The organism is Halomonas sediminis, from assembly GCF_044871105.1.
Taxonomy (GTDB): Bacteria; Pseudomonadota; Gammaproteobacteria; order Pseudomonadales; family Halomonadaceae; genus Vreelandella; species Vreelandella zhuhanensis.
In genome coordinates, this window is record NZ_CP085246.1 from 1,902,897 (window position 1) to 1,920,964 (window position 18,068).

Consider the following 18,068-nt stretch of genomic DNA (forward strand, 5'->3'; position numbering starts at 1 on the left):
AACTGGAAGGCAGTGCACTTCATCCTGATGGTTTTGCCGCTCTTCACACTGCGTGCCCTGGGCTTCAGCGTCGCGGTGATTTTCAACCCAGTTGTCCAAATAGCTGCGCTTAAGCAGCCTGTTTATTACGCTCGATTTCTTGCACTTTCCCGGGGTTGAGCGACAGCGGACCGGTTACACCCCAGTTTCGGGTGCTGCCCGACCAGCGTTGCGGGTGTCGGCGCTTCGCGCTTTCATAAACCGCTTTCCGGTGCTCAAGACGTTCTCGATCTATGCCACGATGCCGGTCAGCTGGCGTGACATACTGGATACCACTGTGAAGGTGCTGCTCGTTGTAAGCACGCTCGAACGCCAACATCCATTCCCGTACCGCGCTCAGTGATGCAAAGCCCTTGGTGGGCCACGCCGGGCAATATTTGACGGTGCGGAACAGCGATTCCGAGTAAGGATTGTCGTTGCTCACTCTCGGCCGACTGTAAGACATCAACATACCCAGTTCTGTTAGCCTCGCTTTGAGCGTGTAGGACGTCATCGGCGCCCCGTTATCCGAGTGCAATACCGGTGGCTGATGCCAGCAACTTTCTCGCAACAAGGCGCGTTCAAGCAGCTGTTTAGCCAACTCGCCTGATTCCGTGTCGTGAACTTCCCAGGCGATGATTTTGCGACTGTAGATATCCATGATCAGGTAGAGATACCAGTGCTGGCCACGCACAACGGAGGCACAGTAGCTGATGTCCCAGCTCCAGACCTGGTTCGGCCCTGTCGCCGTAAAACTGGTGGGCGCGGGCACTGGGCGGCGTGGTTTCATACGGCCTCGATGGTGCTGCTGTTGATGCTTTTTCAATACCCGATAGAACGACGACTCGGAGGCTAGGTAGACGCCTTGATCCGCCAGTAATGGCACGATCTGAGACGGCGGCAAGCTCTGATACTCGGAGCGATGACAGGCATTCAAAATGGCCTGTTCTTCCTCGTGAGTCAGCTGATGGGGCTGTATGCCTTGCGTAGCCTGTGGGCGCTGATCCTCAACAACAGCGCCACACGCTGATCGCCAACGTTTCAGCGTGCGCTCGCTTACATCGATAATCACGGCCGCTTGATAACGGGACGCACCACCCACAACCGCTTCGTCAAATAGCGCGATGAGCCTTGCACGTTCGTCGAGAGGCGTCAGTCGTCCTCGCCGCTGTCCGGATCCTCGCTGTACAAGGCTTCGAGCTTTTTTGAAAGCACCAGTAACGACGTTGTTTCTGCCAGCACCTTGTCTTTGCGACGCACTTCCGCTTGGAGCTGTTTGATGGTCTTACGGTCTTCTTTACGCTGTTTTTGCGCCGCTTTTGCCTGCTCTTCTTGCCGGCCAGCACCTTGGAGGCAAGCCGCTTTCCATTCCTGGATTTGCTCGGGATAAAGACCTTTTTCGCGGCAGTAAGCGCCAAGCTCTATCTCCGACATCGTGGCCGTTTCGATGACAACCGCTAGCTTGGCGTCAGGTGACCATTCGTTGTCACCTTGGGTGTAACCCGGCACAGGTACTCCTTTTTCTCGACATTTTCTTAACCAACCATACAGCGTCGCGTCAGAGATACCTTCTTCCGTCGCGACCGATGCCACGCTGCGATTGTGGGGCGGCAACAACTTTTTCAGGACGGCTGCTTTACGTTCTTCGGAATAACGTGGCACATGGACTCCATGCCGCCCCCTCTGGATTCGATTTAGGCGATAACGCCAACCGGACAACTAGGCTGACAGAGGGGGGTCGGCGCCCTGACTAAACTGGAGTCAGCCAGCCACTGAATGCCTGCAGCTCATTTTCCGTCTCGCCACGCACAACCCGCCGATAAAGGCGTTGCAGTTGGGCCGTCACTGAATCGTCGGCAATAGGCTGATTGGGTAGTGGAGCGCCTGCTCGCCCCCCCACATGGCGCCCGTCGAGTTCCCGCAGGGGCAGTATCTCGGCGGCAGTGCCTGTCAGAAAAGCCTCATCTGCGGTATACAGCTCATCGCGGGTAATGCGACGTTCCTGAACATCCAGCTTCAACACCTCGCGTGCCAGACGAATCACGCTATCGCGGGTAATGCCCTGGAGGCAGGAAGTCACTTCTGGGGTATGCAGCACACCATCACGCAGCAAAAACACATTGGCCGCCGACGCTTCGGCTACATAACCTTCCGTGTCGAGCATGATCGTCTCATCGAAACCGGCCTTGACGGCCGTATTGAGCGCCAGCATCGAATTGACATAATGCCCATTGGTCTTGGCGCGACACAGGCTGACGTTGACGTGATGACGTGCCCAGGAAGATGTCAGTGCCCGCAGGCCAATCGAGGCAGCTTCAGGAGAAATATAGTCGCCTAGATCCCAAGCCGCGATCATGACATGCACGGCAAGCCCCTTGGCTCTCAGGCCCATTCCCTCGGCACCAAAGTAAACGGTGGGCTTGAGGTAGGCATTGGTCAGGGTATTCTTCTTCAGGCAATCACGCTGGGCCTCGATCAAGTCGCTGGCGGTGAAATCAAGCCGCATATCCAGGGCATGCGCACTATCCAGTAATCGCCGCGTATGCTCCGCCACTCTGAAAAGATGGCTTCCACTTGGCCCCTCGTAAGCCCGTACTCCCTCAAAACAGCCCATCCCATAATGCAATGTATGGGTCAGCAAATGCGTGGTGGCCTCACGCCACGGAAGCCACTCGCCATCTTGCCAGATCCAGCCATCCCGGTCGTATAGTGGTGTCATCAATATTCCCCTCGTTCTTCAGTTGCCTTTTCTTGAGTATCCCATACCCGGACCCACTCATCGATCAAGTCACGTTGATGGGGCTGCAACGCTTGATAACCCCAGGCAGCAATTTCATCATTCTGAGGATCAGGCACCTGGATCTCGCTTACGGCCAACACCGAGATCACTGCATGGCCGCACAACGGAACGTAGCCTTCCGAATAGCCGCCTTCGTGAATCATCACTAAATGACCCTCGCAGCAGCGCTCTGCCAATGCCTTGACCTCTGAGGTCATTTCAGCAAATGCCCGGCTATTGAGCAGCATCTTGCCGAGCGGATCTTTGCCGCAGGCATCATAGCCACAGGCCACCACAATCAATTCCGGCGAAAATGCCTCAATAGCCGGAAGTACCAACTCAGCCATGGCATAGCGATAAGCCCCAATCCCGCACCCAGGAGGTAACGGAAGATTGAGATTGGCGCCCTGGCCTGCACCTTCGCCTCGCTCATCGAAGCCACCGGTATCCAGCGGGTAATTGCCTGCTTGATGTATCGATACCGTCAAGACGTCGGGGTCGTCATAAAAGGCGGCCTGCTGCCCATTGCCGTGATGAACGTCCCAATCAAGGATCGCCACCCGTTTGGCCAGGCCGAGCGCACGAGCATGCATCACCGCGATGGGAATATTGCCCAAAAGACAGAAACCCCGACCGCGATCGGACTCTGCATGGTGCCCCGGCGGACGGCACAAGGCATAGGCATTGCTCAACTCGCCTCCTGTAACCGCCTTGACAGCTTCAAGCGCCAGGCCCGCGGACTGACGCGCCGCCGCCAGGCTTCCCGCTGTATAAGGTGCGCAATCGCCGGCATCACCCATTCCTCGCCGGGCGCCTGCCTCAAGAGCATCGAGATAGCACGAGGTGTGAAATCGCTCCAGTGCCTGGCGACTGGCAGGGGCACTTTTTCTTACCTGCAGTTCATCGATCAGGCCCGAGACTTCCAGCAAGTTCTTGAGCCGACGTTTACTTTCAGGGCTTTCCGATGCCGGTTGTGGTTGCAGAAATTCACCCGGTGCTGAAAATATCCCAATAGCCCCCGGATCATGCCAGAAGCAGCGTTCGTGCCAGAAGAACCCTGTGGTTTTGCCATGCTGATGCATTATCTGCCCTCGAAAGGCTTTTGGTTTTGGAAGCCGTACTGGGTTTCACGCCATTCAGGCACTACAACAGACGGACTGAAGTGATGCTAGGTTTTGTACGAAAAGCCTTATCTGCTAATTTTACCTATGCAAAAGCAGCATAGGGGAAAGCAATGGTCGGACGTTACGAGATCTCTGATGACGGCTGGGCACAGATTGAAGATATCGTGTCACCCCCTCAAACCATGGGCAGACTCAGGCGGGATGACCGACAAATGCTCAATGGTATCTTCTGGGTGCTGTGCTCTGGCGCCAAATGGCGTGATTTACCCGAGCGATATGGTCCTTGGTCGACGGTGTATGACCGGTTCCGCAAGTGGCGTGATGACGGCACCTTTGAAGCAGTTCTTTCTCGCTTGCAGCTCAAGTTACGTGAAGATGGGCTTATGGACCTGGAGACGTGGATGATCGATTCCACTTCAGTGCGAGCCACACGCGCTGCCGCTGGAGGCGGTAAAAAGGGGCTCGAAAGAACCGCTAGATCATGCACTTGGCCGTAGTCGCAGGGGGTTAACAACCAAAATTCATTTGGTTTGTGATCGCCATGGCTGGCCCCTGGCGTTCACGCTGTTTCCTGGTCAAGAGGCAGATTCTCGGCACTTCGTTCCGACATTGGAGAGAATTCATCTACCAGGTAATATCGGGCGACCACGCAAACGTAGTCGCTATATGGTGGCGGATAAAGGATACGACAGCGATGAATTGCGTCATTATTGCGACAGGCACGGCATGAAACCCGTGATTGCTCATCGCAACATGCACCGAAGAACACGGCCTGGGCTACCCAGGCGGTTCGATCAACCCAAATATCGGCAACGGAATGCGATAGAACGCTGCTTTGGCTGGCTTAAAGAATGTCGCCGCATTGCCACACGCTATGAAAAGTTGGCAAGTAGCTTTAAGGCGATGGTATGCGTGGCGTGCATCGACCGTTGCTTGCGAGCCAACTTTTCGTACAAAACCTAGTCATCTTTACTGAATCTTTTTTGAATAGTTACATCAAATTCATTTACTTTTAATTTTTTTTGAAAAATTATAATCCATAATATAATTTAAGTTAATCATACCCAAGGAAAAATAAAGTAAGTTTTTAAGCATAAGGTTTAATAAAATTCTACTAATAGAATTAATAACAATAAATTATGAATAAAAAGCTTCTTAGACTATCTTTCATAGTCTACTTACTGCTTATTCATCATTTTTTCACGAGGTTCACCCAATGGCTTTGGCGACATCACCCGATCAGGTTTATGTAATAACCGAAAAAAGTCCGCAAACTCAATTATTTGTTGATTACTTGATTCAGCACACCGGCTACAACGCGACGGTCTATCCGCCGTCTTCCGTGCTTTCGGTCAAACCATCCGAAAAGGCGTTGTTATTGATCGACATGGACCACATCAGCCTGGATACCTTGCCGGAATGGCAGGCAAAGCTTCCGGAAGCCCTGAAACAGGTGCCCATCGCTGCCTTCAATATCAAGGATATGGATCATGCCTTGGAAGCCTTGGCTTGCGCTCAACTCAAAGGGATTTTTTACCGTAACGAGAGTCTCGATGTGATCTGCAAAGGCATCAAAAGCTTGATGGAGGGTGAGCTTTGGATGTCACGCGACCTCATGGCGCAGCTGATTCTATTTTATCGCAAGTATCAGAGTAATGTGTTCCGCCCGGCAGCCGGCCTGACCAACCGTGAAATGGAAATCATTTCCTTGCTCAGTTCCGGGGCATCCAACCAGCAGATCGCTGACAAGCTGTTTGTCAGCGAGCACACCGTCAAATCTCACCTTTACAACATCTTTCGCAAGATCAATGTGCACAACCGTATCCAGGCCTTGAATTGGATTCATCAGAATATCGGGCCGATCTTGCCTCATATCGACAGTAACCGGAATGGGAAAAGGCATGGTTAACGCTGTGCTACTGGATTCATAGAATAACCGCAGCGCTCTAACGTTATAACTCTATTGCTCTCCCAGCTTTAGCACGTGAACAGTGGCTCGCCACAATTCCCAGCCATCCAGAAGGCCCGGCGAGACATCCACATGCTCCAAGCCCGCCGCCTCGTATAAGTGAGCCTGGCCCTCCGGCAAGGCATCCTCTAAACGGCGGCTATGGCTTATCGGAATTACTCGATCATTCGGCCCATGGATCAATATCAGTTGCCCCTGTAACTCATCGAGCTCACGTCTCGATAAATCCAATGCCTTGAATTCCCGCCTAAGCCGTGACGGCAGCTTGGCAAGCAGCGTATTCACATTATCCGGATTTTCATTGGTCACCAGGTTATACAGCGACCTGCCTTGAGGCCCTAGCTTGCGAACTTCAGCTTCCACCGCTGCAGAACGGTCTTCCAGTTTGCGCCGGGCGATGCTTTCCAGAAGTGCTTGATCTTCTTCATTCCCTAGCCAATGAAGCTGACTCAACAGCATTGCCCAACGTGCTTTACTCTCCGGCGGAGGTAGTTCCAGCGCCGCACCGCCGCGATCTTCCCCTGTGGTGACATAGCGAAGCATGTCCGTCAGATCATAGTAGCCACCCACGGCCACTACAAAACTTACCCGCCCAGCCGTGTCCTCCTGCATCGCCGCGATGAGAGCCGGGCCTACCGCAAAACTAATGGCGGCAAGTGCTGTCTCCGATCCCGCTGCCTCCACTTCATTCGTGGTATAGCGGATAGCATCGGCTATCGCTTGAGCCTCGCGCGTGCTGATGGAAAAATCCTTCAAGCCCTCCAGTTCAGGCACTACCAACGTGAAGCCGACCCGAGATAGTGTCATGGCAAACTCGACCAGACGGGGATCACGGCGACCCTCCTCGGTAAACCCATGTACCAATACCAATGCCCCTCGGCGGGGGTTCTCCGGGTGATAAACATCCGCTACGTAATCCCGCCCCTTGACTGCGTAATTTACCTTCTCACGGCTGGGCTCTGAGGTGCGCTGCTCCAACCAGCTCTCTTCGCTCCCCGCCGACAGATCTTCCAGCACCAGCAAGGCTTCATAACCACGGTTCAAGGCACCACAGCCCGACAGCAAGCCAAGCATCAGAAGCAGGCCGACAAACCTTGGACTAAACGGCATGTTTTTTATTCGGCTCATCTTGTGCCTCTGGAATTTCAGGAAAGACAATCCGCTCATAGCTATCATGATAATTGTCATATTGTCTCGACTCGAAAGGACGTCAAGATGCCGAACTATCTGAATGATCCCACCCTGAACCAGCCATTATTCCCAGGTAGCCATATCGTGCTGGATGATCATTATGCGTTTATCTCGGGTCTGACAGTGATGGATATTCCAGGGGGAGAAACCGTGCTCGGCAATATTCACGAAGAAACCCGCTGGGTCATGCGCCGCTTGGTCAAATTGCTCGAATATGCAGGATGTAATATCGCCGATACCGTCCGTGTGGATATTCATCTCACCAATCTCGATAACGCCCAGCAGGTGGATGCCGTCTATGCTGAATTTTTCAATCACAGTCGCTACCCAGCCCGTACCTGCACCGAGTCGCCACGACTCTACGACGGCTCCCACGTCGAGATTACCTTGATGGCACGACGCCCCCACAAACCGAAAGACAATGAAGGCGACGCGAACGGTGAACAAGGCGACCGCTAGAAAGCTAGTTCACATGAAAGCGACCTTACATGGGTAGAAGCAGCGTCATTCGCGGCCACAACCTATCCGGATTCTCAATGACATGGCTATTGGCCTCATGAATCTCAGGCCAACGATTGGCATCTCCGTAATAGCGCATGGCGATATTGGCCAGGCTTTCTCCCTGTTTAACCCGATAAAGCGTGGTGTCATCCTGCATCAATGAAACCAGCCTCTGATCGTGATACAGCTGCTCGGAGTACTGTTCGATTTCTTCGGGATTATCGCGACGGTAGGCATCAGCCAATGCCTGAGCAGTTTCGCCGGCGGTGTCTTTGGCACTTTCGAGATTCACGCTGCCTTCTTCTTCGGTTTCCTCTTGAGAGTCGTTAGCTGTCGCGGCTGCGGCCTTCTCTTCAAGCGTCTCGGCCAACTCACCTTCAAGATATTCGATGCGCTCACGCATCTTTTGCATTTCTTCCTTATGGTTTTCCAATTCGCTACGCGTCACGGAAAGCTCGTCTTCCAGTTGCTCCCTGGATTTCTCTATCTCTTCGACCGATGCTTCGGTTTTCGGCGCGTCCTGGTCCTGCTGGGCCAGCCCTGGGACCGAGTGCCCCAGCAACATCCCCGCAATCATGGCAATACCCATCGATTTGGCGACGCCAGCACGAGTAGCCCAAAGGTAAAAAGGTACTTTCATGTTGCATCTCCCTGTAGCAAAGCACGCCTCGTTACCAGGCTACTTACTAATATGGTTCATCTAACTCCAAGGCGCCAACGCTCGTTGTTAGCTATGTTTATGCTGAGTACGTCATCCATATTCAATGGCATTCAAGCAGGTGAGAAACATGCATCAGTACGAGAGAACCATCATGGCGTTTGATGACGCAGGTAATGAATATTTCATCGATATTTTCTCAAGTGTCAAGCATATCAATAATTTACACCATGAAGGAGCCGTCCAGAACGGCCTTTCCTCTTTCAAGACCCGAGAAGGCCATGCCGTTACTCATTTGGGTGGCGGCGACTTTTCAGTGTGGGTACAGGGTGAGGAAGACGCCGTCCACGTGAAAACCACGGATTCTGAATTTGCGTGATCAAATAATCAGGATCTGTCTGAAAAATCGGAGGGTGTCATGGCGATGATTTCGTCGAGCGGCACAAGCGTTAGATAGCCGTCTTTCATGAAGGCGCCGGTATCCAGATAGAGCACATTTCCTAACCAGATAGGTGCCTTTACGATTGTATGCCCCACCACCACCGCATTGATTCCGCTCACGAGGCGGTTGTCTTGAGCCTTGTAACGTTTGCGACCCCAGGTGAGAGTATCGCGGTAAACATCGGCAGCGTCTTTGAGTCTGAGCCAATCCTGAGGCGGTTCGGCGTGAACCATTCCGATACGATACCGGCCAGCGTTGATCTCGCGCGCCAGCGGCAGGTGTTTCACCGCCTCTTCAAGTACGGCGGCCACCTCGTTGGGGTTTTCGGAATAGACCCACTTGCCGCCATTGAGCATCCATAACTCCCAGGCGCTTCCACCGGTACGAAAAGCATCCAGCGCTAATTGCTCATGATTGCCGAGCACCCCGAAAAACCAGGGCTCGAAAGCCAAGGACAGACATTTGAAGGAGTCGCGGCCACGGTCGATAAGATCACCCACCTGGAACAACCGGTCATGTTTTCTATCGAACCCAGCCTGAGCAAGCGCCTCGAACAGGGTATCGTATTGGCCGTGAATATCCCCTGCTACCCAATCACGCCCATCTCGATTGGTTGCATGTGTCACCAACATGGGCCACCTCCTTTCCACAAGGATACAATGCTGTCTTTATAGAGTAGCAGCCACACCAGCTTGCTCCTTGTGACCAACAACGCCTTTATCGCACCAAGAGACGCAACAAGAGAGTGAGAATATTGATGACACTTGACACCGCCCAGCTTAACCAGCAGCGCATGCCGTTTGATGATGACGCCGAACTTTGGCTGTTCGGCTACGGCTCCTTGATCTGGAAAGCGGAGTTTCCTTATCTCGAACGCCACCCCGCCTATATTCACCATTGGGCACGCCGCTTCTGGCAGGGCTCTCATGACCACCGAGGCACCCCGGCATCACCGGGGCGTGTGGTCACCTTGATCAATGAACCCGGCGCTACCTGTCAGGGTATGGCCTATCGCATTAACGCCAGTACCTTGCACGCGTTGGACATTCGCGAAAAAAATGGCTATCTACGCGAGCTCATCACCTTGCACTTTGCGGATGGCAGTCACACCGAAGGGTTGATTTATTTGGCCACAGAGGACAACGCCGCTTTTCTGGGCGCAGCCTCTCTTGATGCGCTCGCCGAACAAATCGCCACTGCCTATGGTCCCAGCGGCTCCAACCGTGACTACTTGCTCCACTTGGCAACCGCACTGGAAGAGTTGGGTGCTGAGGATGCACATGTGTTCACGCTGGCGGAGCATGTGCGATCGAGAATAAGTTCAGAGCAGTCGCCTTGCCATTGACAGCGATACATGAAAATATATCTTTAATTGAGAATAAGAATCTATATCTTTTAAAGACAGCCCACTATGACAAATGAACAGCGCCAAACTCACCAAACTGCTCTATTTTTGCGCACCTCTTTCGAGGCGGTCCAGAGCTCTATCGCCGGCAGGCTGGAGGACCCTTTGCCTTGCTGGCTGGATACCAGCATGGTGATGATGCTGTCCCGTGAACTGAAGCGCTGCTGCCATCAGTCAAAGCCACTGTTCGTACCGGAAGCTACCGAGCAACTTTCTCTTGCCGCTCAGCAATGTGAACTGTTGTTGAAGCAGTGCCCTGGGATGCTGAGCAGCGCACTATGCTACCGACACCTTGGCACCATACTGACCCCGTTAAATGAAGCGATACAGTACATGGCCATCCCCATCAAGATGCGCTGGCCATGGCAGAGGCTGGCAACTAGGTAGTTAGGCGCACATGTACTTTTAAAAACGTCTGAGGACGGTACTTTAGGCAACCTGGATTGTGACTCCCGCCTCCCTTCCCGTATAGTTGAAGGCTTATTACTTCAGGTTCGTAATTACCGATGCTTCAACCGCGTGTCCAAATTCGCCCCCGCCGTCGCCACCCCCTGCATTTTTTGCCGCTAGGAGGCTGTGGTGAAATCGGCATGAATCTGAGCCTTTACGGCCATGACGGTCACTGGATCGCCATTGATTGCGGCATGATGATTCGTCAGGATCTGCCTGATTTTCCACTACAGGTACCCAATCTCGATACTGCCACGGCATTGGGGATCATTCCTCGGGCACTCTTCATTACCCATGGCCATGAAGACCATATCGGCGCAGCTGCCTGGTTGTGGCCCCATTGGGGTTGTCCTATCTACGCCACTCCCCTGGCCGCCGAGCTTTTGCGCCTGAAATTTTCCGAGCGTGGTTTGGCGACCGATGCCATTACGATCGTCGAGCCCGGCGAAGCGCTGGAGAATGGCCCTTTTACGCTACGCTATCTCCCGATGACTCACTCCATTCCCGAAAGCTGTGCTTTGATCATGGCTGTCGGCAATTATCGAGTGCTGCATACCGGAGACTGGAAACTCGACCCCGACCCGCTGGTCGGTGCGCCGGTATCTGCCGCGATGCTGCGCGCCTTGGCGCCGGTCGATCTGGTGGTGGGAGATTCCACCAATGCGCCGCTGCCGGGCCATTCGGGTAGCGAAGGCGGCGTGGCCGTGGCCCTGGAAACCACCATGGCCCAATGCACCGGGCGTATCGTGGTATCGTGTTTTTCCAGTAATATCGCCAGAATCGTGGCCATTGGCCGGGCAGCGCAGCGCAGCGGCCGGCGCATCAGCTTGATGGGACGCTCAATGGAACGCATGGTGACGGTGGCGCGGGGTTTGGGATATCTCGATGATTTTCCGCCGTTGGTGCCCGTCCATGACTTAGGCTATCTGCCGCCGGAAGAGGTCGTAGTGATCGCCACCGGCAGCCAGGGAGAACCCCGCGCGGCCCTGCAGCGCCTTGCCCAAGGGCGGCATTCGCATTTTGAGCTTCAGCCCGGCGACAGCGTGATCTTTTCCGCCAAGGCGATTCCCGGCAACGAACGCATGATCGAACGCTTGAAGACCTCGCTGGCTCGCCTTGAAGTCAGCCTGTATGACGAGTTCAACCATCCCGAGCTACATGCCACAGGCCACCCTGCTCAGGATGAGTTACGCAAGCTGTATCAATGGACGCAGCCGCGCTACCTGTTGCCCGTGCATGGTGAGGCACGTCATCAACAGGCACATCAAGCGCTTGCACGGGAAATGGATATCCAGGCGCCTCTAGCGCCCGTAAACGGCGACATGATACGCCTGGATGCCAACGGCCTTACCTTGGAGAAGCGCCATCCTCAGCCGCCCTGCATCGTCAGCCAGGACAGCGTGGTGCCGCATCCGGGCCTGGATGGATCACATCAGCGTTCACGCCACGGCAGCCTGTATCTGGCCTTGCCGGTGGCGGCGACCGAGACGGGCTGGACGCGCATCGGGCGGCTGATGCTTGATAGCAATGCCACCAGTCCGATGGATGAAGACAGTTTCGTGGATTGGCTCGATGAGCAGTTGGACGACATTCATGCCGACACGCTTTCCGAATTGAGAGCAGCCCTGCAACCTCGGTTGGTCGATTGGCTGACAACCCATCTTCAGCGCATGCCAGAGGTACATCTACAAATCATGGCGGAGGAAATGCCGCAGTCGACATGAGTCGCCCGCTTCTGTTCAAACGGTCGCAATCAGGAGGATGACCAGCGCTGGGCATCGGCTTGATCCGTATGGCGCTCCTTCACCCAATAATCTCCACTTTTGGCGTGCTCTTTTTTCCAGAACGGTGCTTCTGTCTTGAGCAAGTCCATAATGAAGTCACAGGCTTGAAACGCATCACGCCGATGAGCACTGGCGACCAGCACCCTGACAATGGGATCCCCAGGCTGCAAGTGACCCACTCGATGAACCACCCGCACGGCCTGCAACGTCCAACGCTGCCATGCTTGCTCGGCAATGGCGTGCAAAGTTTTTTCCGTCATGCCGGGGTAGTGCTCAAGGCTCAGGCCCGTTACCTCGGGAGCTTCATTGAAATCGCGTACCAAGCCGGTGAAGCTGACTACCGCCCCGATATCCGTTCGTCCATTTAGCGTTTCCGGATAGCCATGGGTGATGGCAAAGGCGTCGGACTGCACTCTTATCTCGATATCCGCCATGGCTAGCCCCCTGTGACCGGCGGGAAGAAAGCAACCTCATCATCATCGGTAATACGGGCTGTATCGTTGGCCATGACCTGATTGATAGCACAGAGAGTGCGTTGTTCGTTAAGCAGAGCAAAGCGAGGATCACGCTGAGCGAGGACTGCTTTCAAGCCGGCAATATCCCGCCTAGGTAATTCATCCAGGCTTACGAAACTTTCACTGGTGGCCAGTCGCTCGCGGAGTTCCGCCAGAAATTTGACCCTGACCCCCGCCGTGGGGCATCGCTCTCTCAATGAGACTTCACCGGCATCTCCTTCGCCGGTCACGATAGGCGCTTCCGACGCATAACCGGCCCGCCGATAATCACCGCTTTTCCCCCCGGTCTTACTATCCAGGCGAATGGCCTCGATCTGTATGGTCTTGTCGACGGCCTTGCACATATCATAGAGCGTCAGACAGGCGACCGAGACGGCGGTCAACGCTTCCATTTCAACGCCAGTGCGCCCCATCAAACGGCAGGTAGCAGAAACCTCGACGCAATGTTGTTCATGGTTGATCAAAAAGTCGACGGAGACCTTGGAGAGCGCCAGCGCATGGCATAGTGGAATTAGCTCATGGGTGCGTTTTGCAGCCTGAATACCCGCAATACGTGCAGTGGCCAGGACATCGCCCTTGGGCAAGCCCCCTTCCACCAGCAACGCCAGGGTTGCCGGCTGCATGAACACACACCCGGATGCCACGGCTTCACGAGACGTTTCAGCTTTGTCCGTCACATCCACCATATGGGCTTCGCCATGGGCGTTCAGATGCGTCAAGTTCATGCGTTTCCTCTATCGACAAGTTGAGTGTTAAGGAGATAGACCAAGGCTAAGCCAACGATGCCTTCCAGCGCGCGGGCCATTTTTTCACCCAGGCGGCAATGTCCGCCATATCATCAATATCCAGCACCTCGACGCCCTCCTTCAGGGTAAGCGCTTCGGGTTGATTGGTGGCAACCGCACGCACCCAAGTATCCTGCACGAGGCTTGTATCGCCACAGGTATCTCGATGAAGCGCAAGCTTGGGAAATGGCCAGGTTTTGAAGCCTTCTACCAGAATCAGATCCGGTGAATAGCAGCGCAAGGACTCGACCAAGGCGGGCAAGTCCGGCTCCTCCTGCCCCGGTGTTTCCATCATCAGGGCAAGTCGTTTGTGCGATGCCACCAGCATCGGCGTGGCACCGGCACAACGCAAACGGTGGCTATCCTTGCCGGGTTTATCCACATCGAATTCATGATGAGCATGCTTGATCACCGCCACCTTGAGCCCCTGTTCGCGCAGTACCGGAAGCAGCTTTTCCAATAACGTCGTCTTGCCGGTGCCACTCCAGGCGGCAATACCCAGCAGTGGCAAATCAGGCTCGAATGACAAGGTCGACAATGCGTTCATAACTACTCTTTTTTAAGACATCTCTTTGAAAGTATTTCTTTGTGGTATTTCGTTACGTGCCGCCTGATTATTCATCTTCGCCGGCAGCTGGCAACACCCAATTCAATACAATACCTACCAATGCTGCAAGACTCACCCCTTGCAAGGTGAATTGCCCTTCGCCAAATTGCATACCGCCGATCCCGAATACCAAAATCAACGACACCACCACCAAGTTACGCGGAGCGGTGAGCGAGTGTCCGGCACGCACCAGGGTATTCATGCCAACCACTGCAATCGAACCGAACAGCAAGGTCATGATACCGCCCATCACCGGACCGGGAATGGTTTGCAGCAATGCCCCCAGCTTGGAAATGAAGGCCAGCAATACCGCAAGCACCGCGGCCACTATCATGTACAAAGGATTGAAGGCTCGGGTCAGGGTTACCGCACCGGTAACTTCCGAATAAGTCGTGTTGGGAGGGCCACCCAATAGGGCCGCCACGGTGGTCGCCAAGCCATCTCCCAGCAAGGTGCGATGCAGGCCAGGGGTTTCCAGGTAATTCTTGCGCGTGACCGAGCCGATGGCAACCATATCACCGATATGTTCCACCGCTGGCGCAATGGCAACAGGGATCATGAACAAGATCGCGGCCCAATGAAAGCTAGGGGCGGTAAAGGCCGGAATGGCCAGCCAGGCGGCTTCGCGTACCGGGGTGAAATCCACGGCACCCATCAAGAGCGCCAGTACATAGCCAGTAACAATACCTCCCATGATCGGAATCAGACGCAGCAACCCTCTCCCGAATACAGCCAGCACCAAAGTCACCAGCAAGCTGGTCATGGAAAGAAAAATTGCCGCGCCGTAATCGATGTTGTCGCTGGTTTCACCGGTGGCCATACTTACCGCTACCGGCGCCAGTGCCAGCCCGATCACCATGATGACCGGCCCGACCACCACCGCCGGCAAAAGGCGATGCAACCAGACCGTCCCTTTCAACCGGACAGCCTGAGAAATCAACACATACACCAGTCCTGCCGCCATCAGACCGCCCATGGTCGCGGAAATGCCGAAACTCGCTATTGAGCCTTGGATCGGCGCAATGAAAGCAAATGACGAGGCAAGAAATACCGGCACACTTTGCCGAGTAACGGTGTGGAACAGCAGTGTCCCGGCACCTGCGGTAAATAGCGCCACACTGGGGTCAAGCCCTGTCAGTAACGGCACCAAAACCAAAGCACCGAATGCCACAAATAGCATTTGGGCGCCGGTGAGAAGTACGCGCAGCAAGGATTCCGCCTTGGCTGCAGAAACGGCGTCACTCATGTAACAATCTCCGGGCAACAATGACCAAAAAAATGCCCCTGGCATCAAAAATGCGAGGGGCAGTAAGGAGGGAAACTAGCGTGTTCCGAAAATCTTGTCTCCGGCATCTCCCAGGCCGGGAACGATATAACCATGTTCATCCAATCGCTGATCGATTGAAGCGGTAAAGATTTCGATATCGGGATAAGCATCTTGCACGCGCTTGATGCCCTCCGGTGCCGCGACCAGCACAATTACCTTCATATGCTTACAACCCTGCTCCTTGAGCATGTCCAGGGTGGCTACCATAGTGCCGCCCGTTGCCAGCATGGGATCAATCACCAGCGCCATGCGCTCTTCGATGTCATTGGCGAACTTGGCGTAATAAGGTACAGGCTCCAGGCTTTCTTCATCGCGATAAAGCCCAACGACACTGACCCGAGCGCTAGGAAGCAAATCGGTTACGCCTTCCAGCATTCCCAGCCCGGCACGCAGGATCGGAACGATGGTGACTTTTTTGCCCTTGAGCCGTGGCACCGCCATCGACTCATTGTTCCAGCCATGGATTTCCTGGTCTTCGACTTCCAGGTCCTGGGTCGCTTCGTAGGTCAATAATTTGGCGATCTCACCGGCCAGTTCACGAAAGCTCTTGGTGCTTAGATGAGCTTCTCGCATCAGCCCCAGCTTATGCTGAACCAATGGATGCTTAACGGTATGGACACTCATGGAAATCTCTCTTGATAGCTGGTTCAGGACGATGACGAAAGTTCAGGCGACGTTAAAGGCGTAAAATTGCGCGACATTCTACGCCTAACTCACGAATGGGTTAAGGGGACTCTGGCAATTGCCAGTCGATCGGCTCGCGTCCATTGTCTTCGAGAAACGCATTGGCCTTCGAAAAATGCCGGCAGCCCAGAAATCCCCGATGAGCGGAAAGTGGTGATGGATGTGGCGCTTCAAGCACTAGATGTCGTTGAGTATCCACCAATGCCTTTTTCTGGCGCGCATGACCGCCCCAAAGCAGAAATACACTCGGTTTGGCATGTTCACTGACAACACGGATCACTTGGTCGGTAAATTTTTCCCAGCCTTTTCCGCGGTGCGATGCGGCATTGCCACGCTCTACAGTCAAGGCGGCATTCAATAGCAATACGCCTTGCCGCGCCCAATATTCCAGGTTGCCATGCTTGACCGGGGTAACACCCACGTCAGTGGCAAGCTCCTTGTAGATATTGGCAAGCGACGGCGGCACCGGCACCCCCGGCTGTACGGAAAAGCACAGCCCATGCGCCTGGTTCGGCCCGTGATAAGGGTCTTGGCCCAGGATCACCACCCGAACCTCATTCAGCGGGGTCAACTCGAAGGCACGAAACCAGTTTGAAGAGTGCGGATAGATGACTTTGCCATCGGCTTTTTCCGCCTTCAAAAAGCGTTTCAACGCCTGCATGTAGTCAGCGTTGAACTCCTCGCCTAAATAGCGGTTCCAGTCATCGGGAAGCGGGTTTGAAGTGCTGGTCATAGGGGGCATCGAGGTAGGGGTCATAGAAACCTCATTCAGCGTTTGGCCTGCTCAACCAGAGGTTCGACATAGGTGACACCCATGTCCCAGGGAAATTGAATCCAGCATTGCTGGGCGACTTCGGTCACGTACTGATCGACCAGAGGGCGCCCATCCGGCTTGGCATAGATGGTGACGAAGTGTGCCTTGGGTAACATTTCACGCACGGCGCGGGCCGTTTTGCCAGTATCCACCAAGTCATCGACTAGCAACCAGCCATCGCCGTCATGTTCCACGCCCTTGAGCACCTCCAGACTGCCTTGCTCCTGGTGATCATAGCTCTTGATGCATACGGTATCGATCAGGCGCACATTGAGCTCGCGGGCGATAAGAGCAGCGGGAATCAAGCCACCTCGGGTAATCGCGACGATACCCTTGAAGTCTCGCTCGACCAGTTGATGACATAGCCGGCGCACATCACGATGCAACTGATCCCAGGAAACGATGAAGTGCTGTTGATAATGCTCGCTGCTCATGGGTGTTACTCGTTTTCAGTGAAGGAACATACCGCGAAAACGCCGTAACCGGCTTCGCGAATCTTGGTGGAACCACCCAGGTCAGGCAAGTCGATAATGGTGGCTGTTTCAACCACATGGCCGCCGCTACGCTGAATCAAATTAGCCGCTGCCAACATGGTGCCACCGGTAGCGATAAGGTCATCCATCAACAGGATTCGGTCCCCCTGTTTGAATGCATCCGAGTGTAGTTCGACCTCGGCATGACCGTATTCCAATGTATAGGTTTCACTGATGGTCTTGAATGGCAATTTACCCTTTTTACGCACCGGCACGAAGCTGCAGCCAAGCTCGTATGCCAGGGGCGCTCCAATGATAAAACCTCGTGCATCGATAGCGGCGATAGCGTCCAGGTTCATTTCTTGATAGCGATGCACAAAGCTATCGATCAGTTTGCGAAAGGCCGCGCTATTTTGCAAAAGCGGCGTGATATCGCGGAAATTGACCCCGGTCTCGGGCCAGTCGGGAACTGTACGAATAACGGACTTGATATAGTCGCCGTAGATGCTCATCACGTCTCTCATCGAAAGAAGGGGGAAATC

20 protein-coding genes are annotated in these 18,068 nt (G+C 54.3%); 6 read left to right on the forward strand and 14 right to left on the reverse strand.

Features of this window, described 5'->3' with window-relative positions:
• Window positions 1–109: 109 nt before the first annotated feature.
• From LG290_RS09120 to LG290_RS09130, 3 genes are all read right to left on the reverse strand, one after another.
• A protein-coding gene (locus LG290_RS09120; protein ID WP_499834567.1) for an IS3 family transposase occupies window positions 110–1,680 on the reverse strand; the annotation gives its coding sequence in 2 pieces (ribosomal slippage) (window positions 110–1,227 and window positions 1,227–1,680; 1,572 coding nt in all).
• An 88-nt stretch (window positions 1,681–1,768) separates the two neighbouring features.
• Window positions 1,769–2,737, reverse strand: coding sequence for a branched-chain amino acid transaminase (locus LG290_RS09125; RefSeq protein WP_499834568.1), 969 nt, complete (start codon window positions 2,735–2,737; stop codon window positions 1,769–1,771).
• Window positions 2,737–3,879, reverse strand: coding sequence for a class II histone deacetylase (locus LG290_RS09130; RefSeq protein ID WP_499834569.1), 1,143 nt, complete (start codon window positions 3,877–3,879; stop codon window positions 2,737–2,739). Before LG290_RS09130 ends, LG290_RS09125 begins: the two co-directional genes overlap by 1 nt.
• Before the next feature lie 152 nt (window positions 3,880–4,031).
• On the opposite strand from LG290_RS09130, the gene LG290_RS09135 reads away from it, so the two are divergent.
• Window positions 4,032–4,884, forward strand: a protein-coding gene (locus LG290_RS09135) for an IS5 family transposase (protein ID WP_499834570.1) whose coding sequence is annotated in 2 segments (ribosomal slippage) — window positions 4,032–4,381 and window positions 4,380–4,884 — 855 coding nt in all. Because the reading frame shifts where the segments join, the coding sequence is not laid out codon by codon here.
• 253 nt (window positions 4,885–5,137) lie between these two features.
• Window positions 5,138–5,830, forward strand: a complete 693-nt coding sequence (locus LG290_RS09140; RefSeq protein ID WP_499834571.1) for a LuxR C-terminal-related transcriptional regulator — start codon at window positions 5,138–5,140, stop codon at window positions 5,828–5,830.
• 51 nt (window positions 5,831–5,881) lie between these two features.
• Here the strand turns inward: LG290_RS09140 and LG290_RS09145 are convergent, their stop codons facing one another.
• Entirely contained in the window at window positions 5,882–7,018 is a 1,137-nt protein-coding gene (locus LG290_RS09145; RefSeq protein ID WP_499834572.1) for an alpha/beta hydrolase family protein, read from the reverse strand.
• A gap of 87 nt (window positions 7,019–7,105) precedes the next feature.
• On the opposite strand from LG290_RS09145, the gene LG290_RS09150 reads away from it, so the two are divergent.
• Window positions 7,106–7,540 (forward strand): RidA family protein, encoded by a 435-nt coding sequence (locus LG290_RS09150; RefSeq protein WP_160418629.1) that lies wholly within the window; start codon window positions 7,106–7,108, stop codon window positions 7,538–7,540.
• Window positions 7,541–7,565: 25 nt separating this feature from the next.
• On the opposite strand, the gene LG290_RS09155 is transcribed toward LG290_RS09150, so the two are convergent.
• Complete coding sequence (locus LG290_RS09155) at window positions 7,566–8,222, reverse strand: LysM peptidoglycan-binding domain-containing protein (protein WP_499834573.1); 657 nt, start codon at window positions 8,220–8,222, stop codon at window positions 7,566–7,568.
• Between the two features lie 148 nt (window positions 8,223–8,370).
• On the opposite strand from LG290_RS09155, the gene LG290_RS09160 reads away from it, so the two are divergent.
• The gene (locus LG290_RS09160; protein WP_499834574.1) at window positions 8,371–8,619 is read left to right on the forward strand and encodes a hypothetical protein; all 249 of its coding nucleotides are present in this window, start codon (window positions 8,371–8,373) and stop codon (window positions 8,617–8,619) included.
• Between the two features lie 8 nt (window positions 8,620–8,627).
• Here LG290_RS09160 and LG290_RS09165 read toward each other — a convergent pair whose 3' ends face one another.
• Window positions 8,628–9,314, reverse strand: coding sequence for a metallophosphoesterase (locus tag LG290_RS09165; RefSeq protein WP_499834575.1), 687 nt, complete (start codon window positions 9,312–9,314; stop codon window positions 8,628–8,630).
• A gap of 125 nt (window positions 9,315–9,439) precedes the next feature.
• On the opposite strand from LG290_RS09165, the gene LG290_RS09170 reads away from it, so the two are divergent.
• Window positions 9,440–10,027 carry a gamma-glutamylcyclotransferase gene (locus LG290_RS09170; RefSeq protein WP_499834576.1) on the forward strand — a complete coding sequence of 196 codons (588 nt, stop codon included), beginning with the start codon at window positions 9,440–9,442 and terminating at the stop codon, window positions 10,025–10,027.
• Window positions 10,028–10,677: 650 nt separating this feature from the next.
• Window positions 10,678–12,261: a ribonuclease J gene (locus tag LG290_RS09175; RefSeq protein ID WP_499834577.1), complete on the forward strand. Its 1,584-nt coding sequence runs from the start codon at window positions 10,678–10,680 to the stop codon at window positions 12,259–12,261.
• A gap of 29 nt (window positions 12,262–12,290) precedes the next feature.
• On the opposite strand, the gene moaE is transcribed toward LG290_RS09175, so the two are convergent.
• The 8 genes from moaE to LG290_RS09215 all read right to left on the reverse strand — a co-directional run bounded on the left by moaE (window position 12,291) and on the right by LG290_RS09215 (window position 18,038).
• Complete coding sequence (gene moaE, locus LG290_RS09180; RefSeq protein ID WP_499834578.1) at window positions 12,291–12,755, reverse strand: molybdopterin synthase catalytic subunit MoaE; 465 nt, start codon at window positions 12,753–12,755, stop codon at window positions 12,291–12,293.
• A gap of 2 nt (window positions 12,756–12,757) precedes the next feature.
• Window positions 12,758–13,561, reverse strand: coding sequence for a cyclic pyranopterin monophosphate synthase MoaC (gene moaC / locus LG290_RS09185; RefSeq protein ID WP_499834579.1), 804 nt, complete (start codon window positions 13,559–13,561; stop codon window positions 12,758–12,760).
• Between the two features lie 46 nt (window positions 13,562–13,607).
• Window positions 13,608–14,168 carry a molybdopterin-guanine dinucleotide biosynthesis protein B gene (gene mobB / locus LG290_RS09190; RefSeq protein WP_499834580.1) on the reverse strand — a complete coding sequence of 187 codons (561 nt, stop codon included), beginning with the start codon at window positions 14,166–14,168 and terminating at the stop codon, window positions 13,608–13,610.
• A gap of 67 nt (window positions 14,169–14,235) precedes the next feature.
• Complete coding sequence (locus LG290_RS09195; protein ID WP_499834581.1) at window positions 14,236–15,474, reverse strand: uracil-xanthine permease family protein; 1,239 nt, start codon at window positions 15,472–15,474, stop codon at window positions 14,236–14,238.
• Window positions 15,475–15,549: 75 nt separating this feature from the next.
• On the reverse strand, window positions 15,550–16,179 hold the full coding sequence (gene upp / locus LG290_RS09200) for a uracil phosphoribosyltransferase (protein WP_160418641.1): 630 nt from the start codon (window positions 16,177–16,179) through the stop codon (window positions 15,550–15,552).
• 100 nt (window positions 16,180–16,279) lie between these two features.
• Window positions 16,280–16,972 carry a uracil-DNA glycosylase gene (gene ung, locus LG290_RS09205; RefSeq protein ID WP_499834582.1) on the reverse strand — a complete coding sequence of 231 codons (693 nt, stop codon included), beginning with the start codon at window positions 16,970–16,972 and terminating at the stop codon, window positions 16,280–16,282.
• Between the two features lie 35 nt (window positions 16,973–17,007).
• Window positions 17,008–17,487: a xanthine phosphoribosyltransferase gene (gene gpt, locus LG290_RS09210; RefSeq protein ID WP_499834583.1), complete on the reverse strand. Its 480-nt coding sequence runs from the start codon at window positions 17,485–17,487 to the stop codon at window positions 17,008–17,010.
• A gap of 5 nt (window positions 17,488–17,492) precedes the next feature.
• Complete coding sequence (locus tag LG290_RS09215; RefSeq protein WP_160418644.1) at window positions 17,493–18,038, reverse strand: adenine phosphoribosyltransferase; 546 nt, start codon at window positions 18,036–18,038, stop codon at window positions 17,493–17,495.
• Window positions 18,039–18,068: the final 30 nt, after the last annotated feature.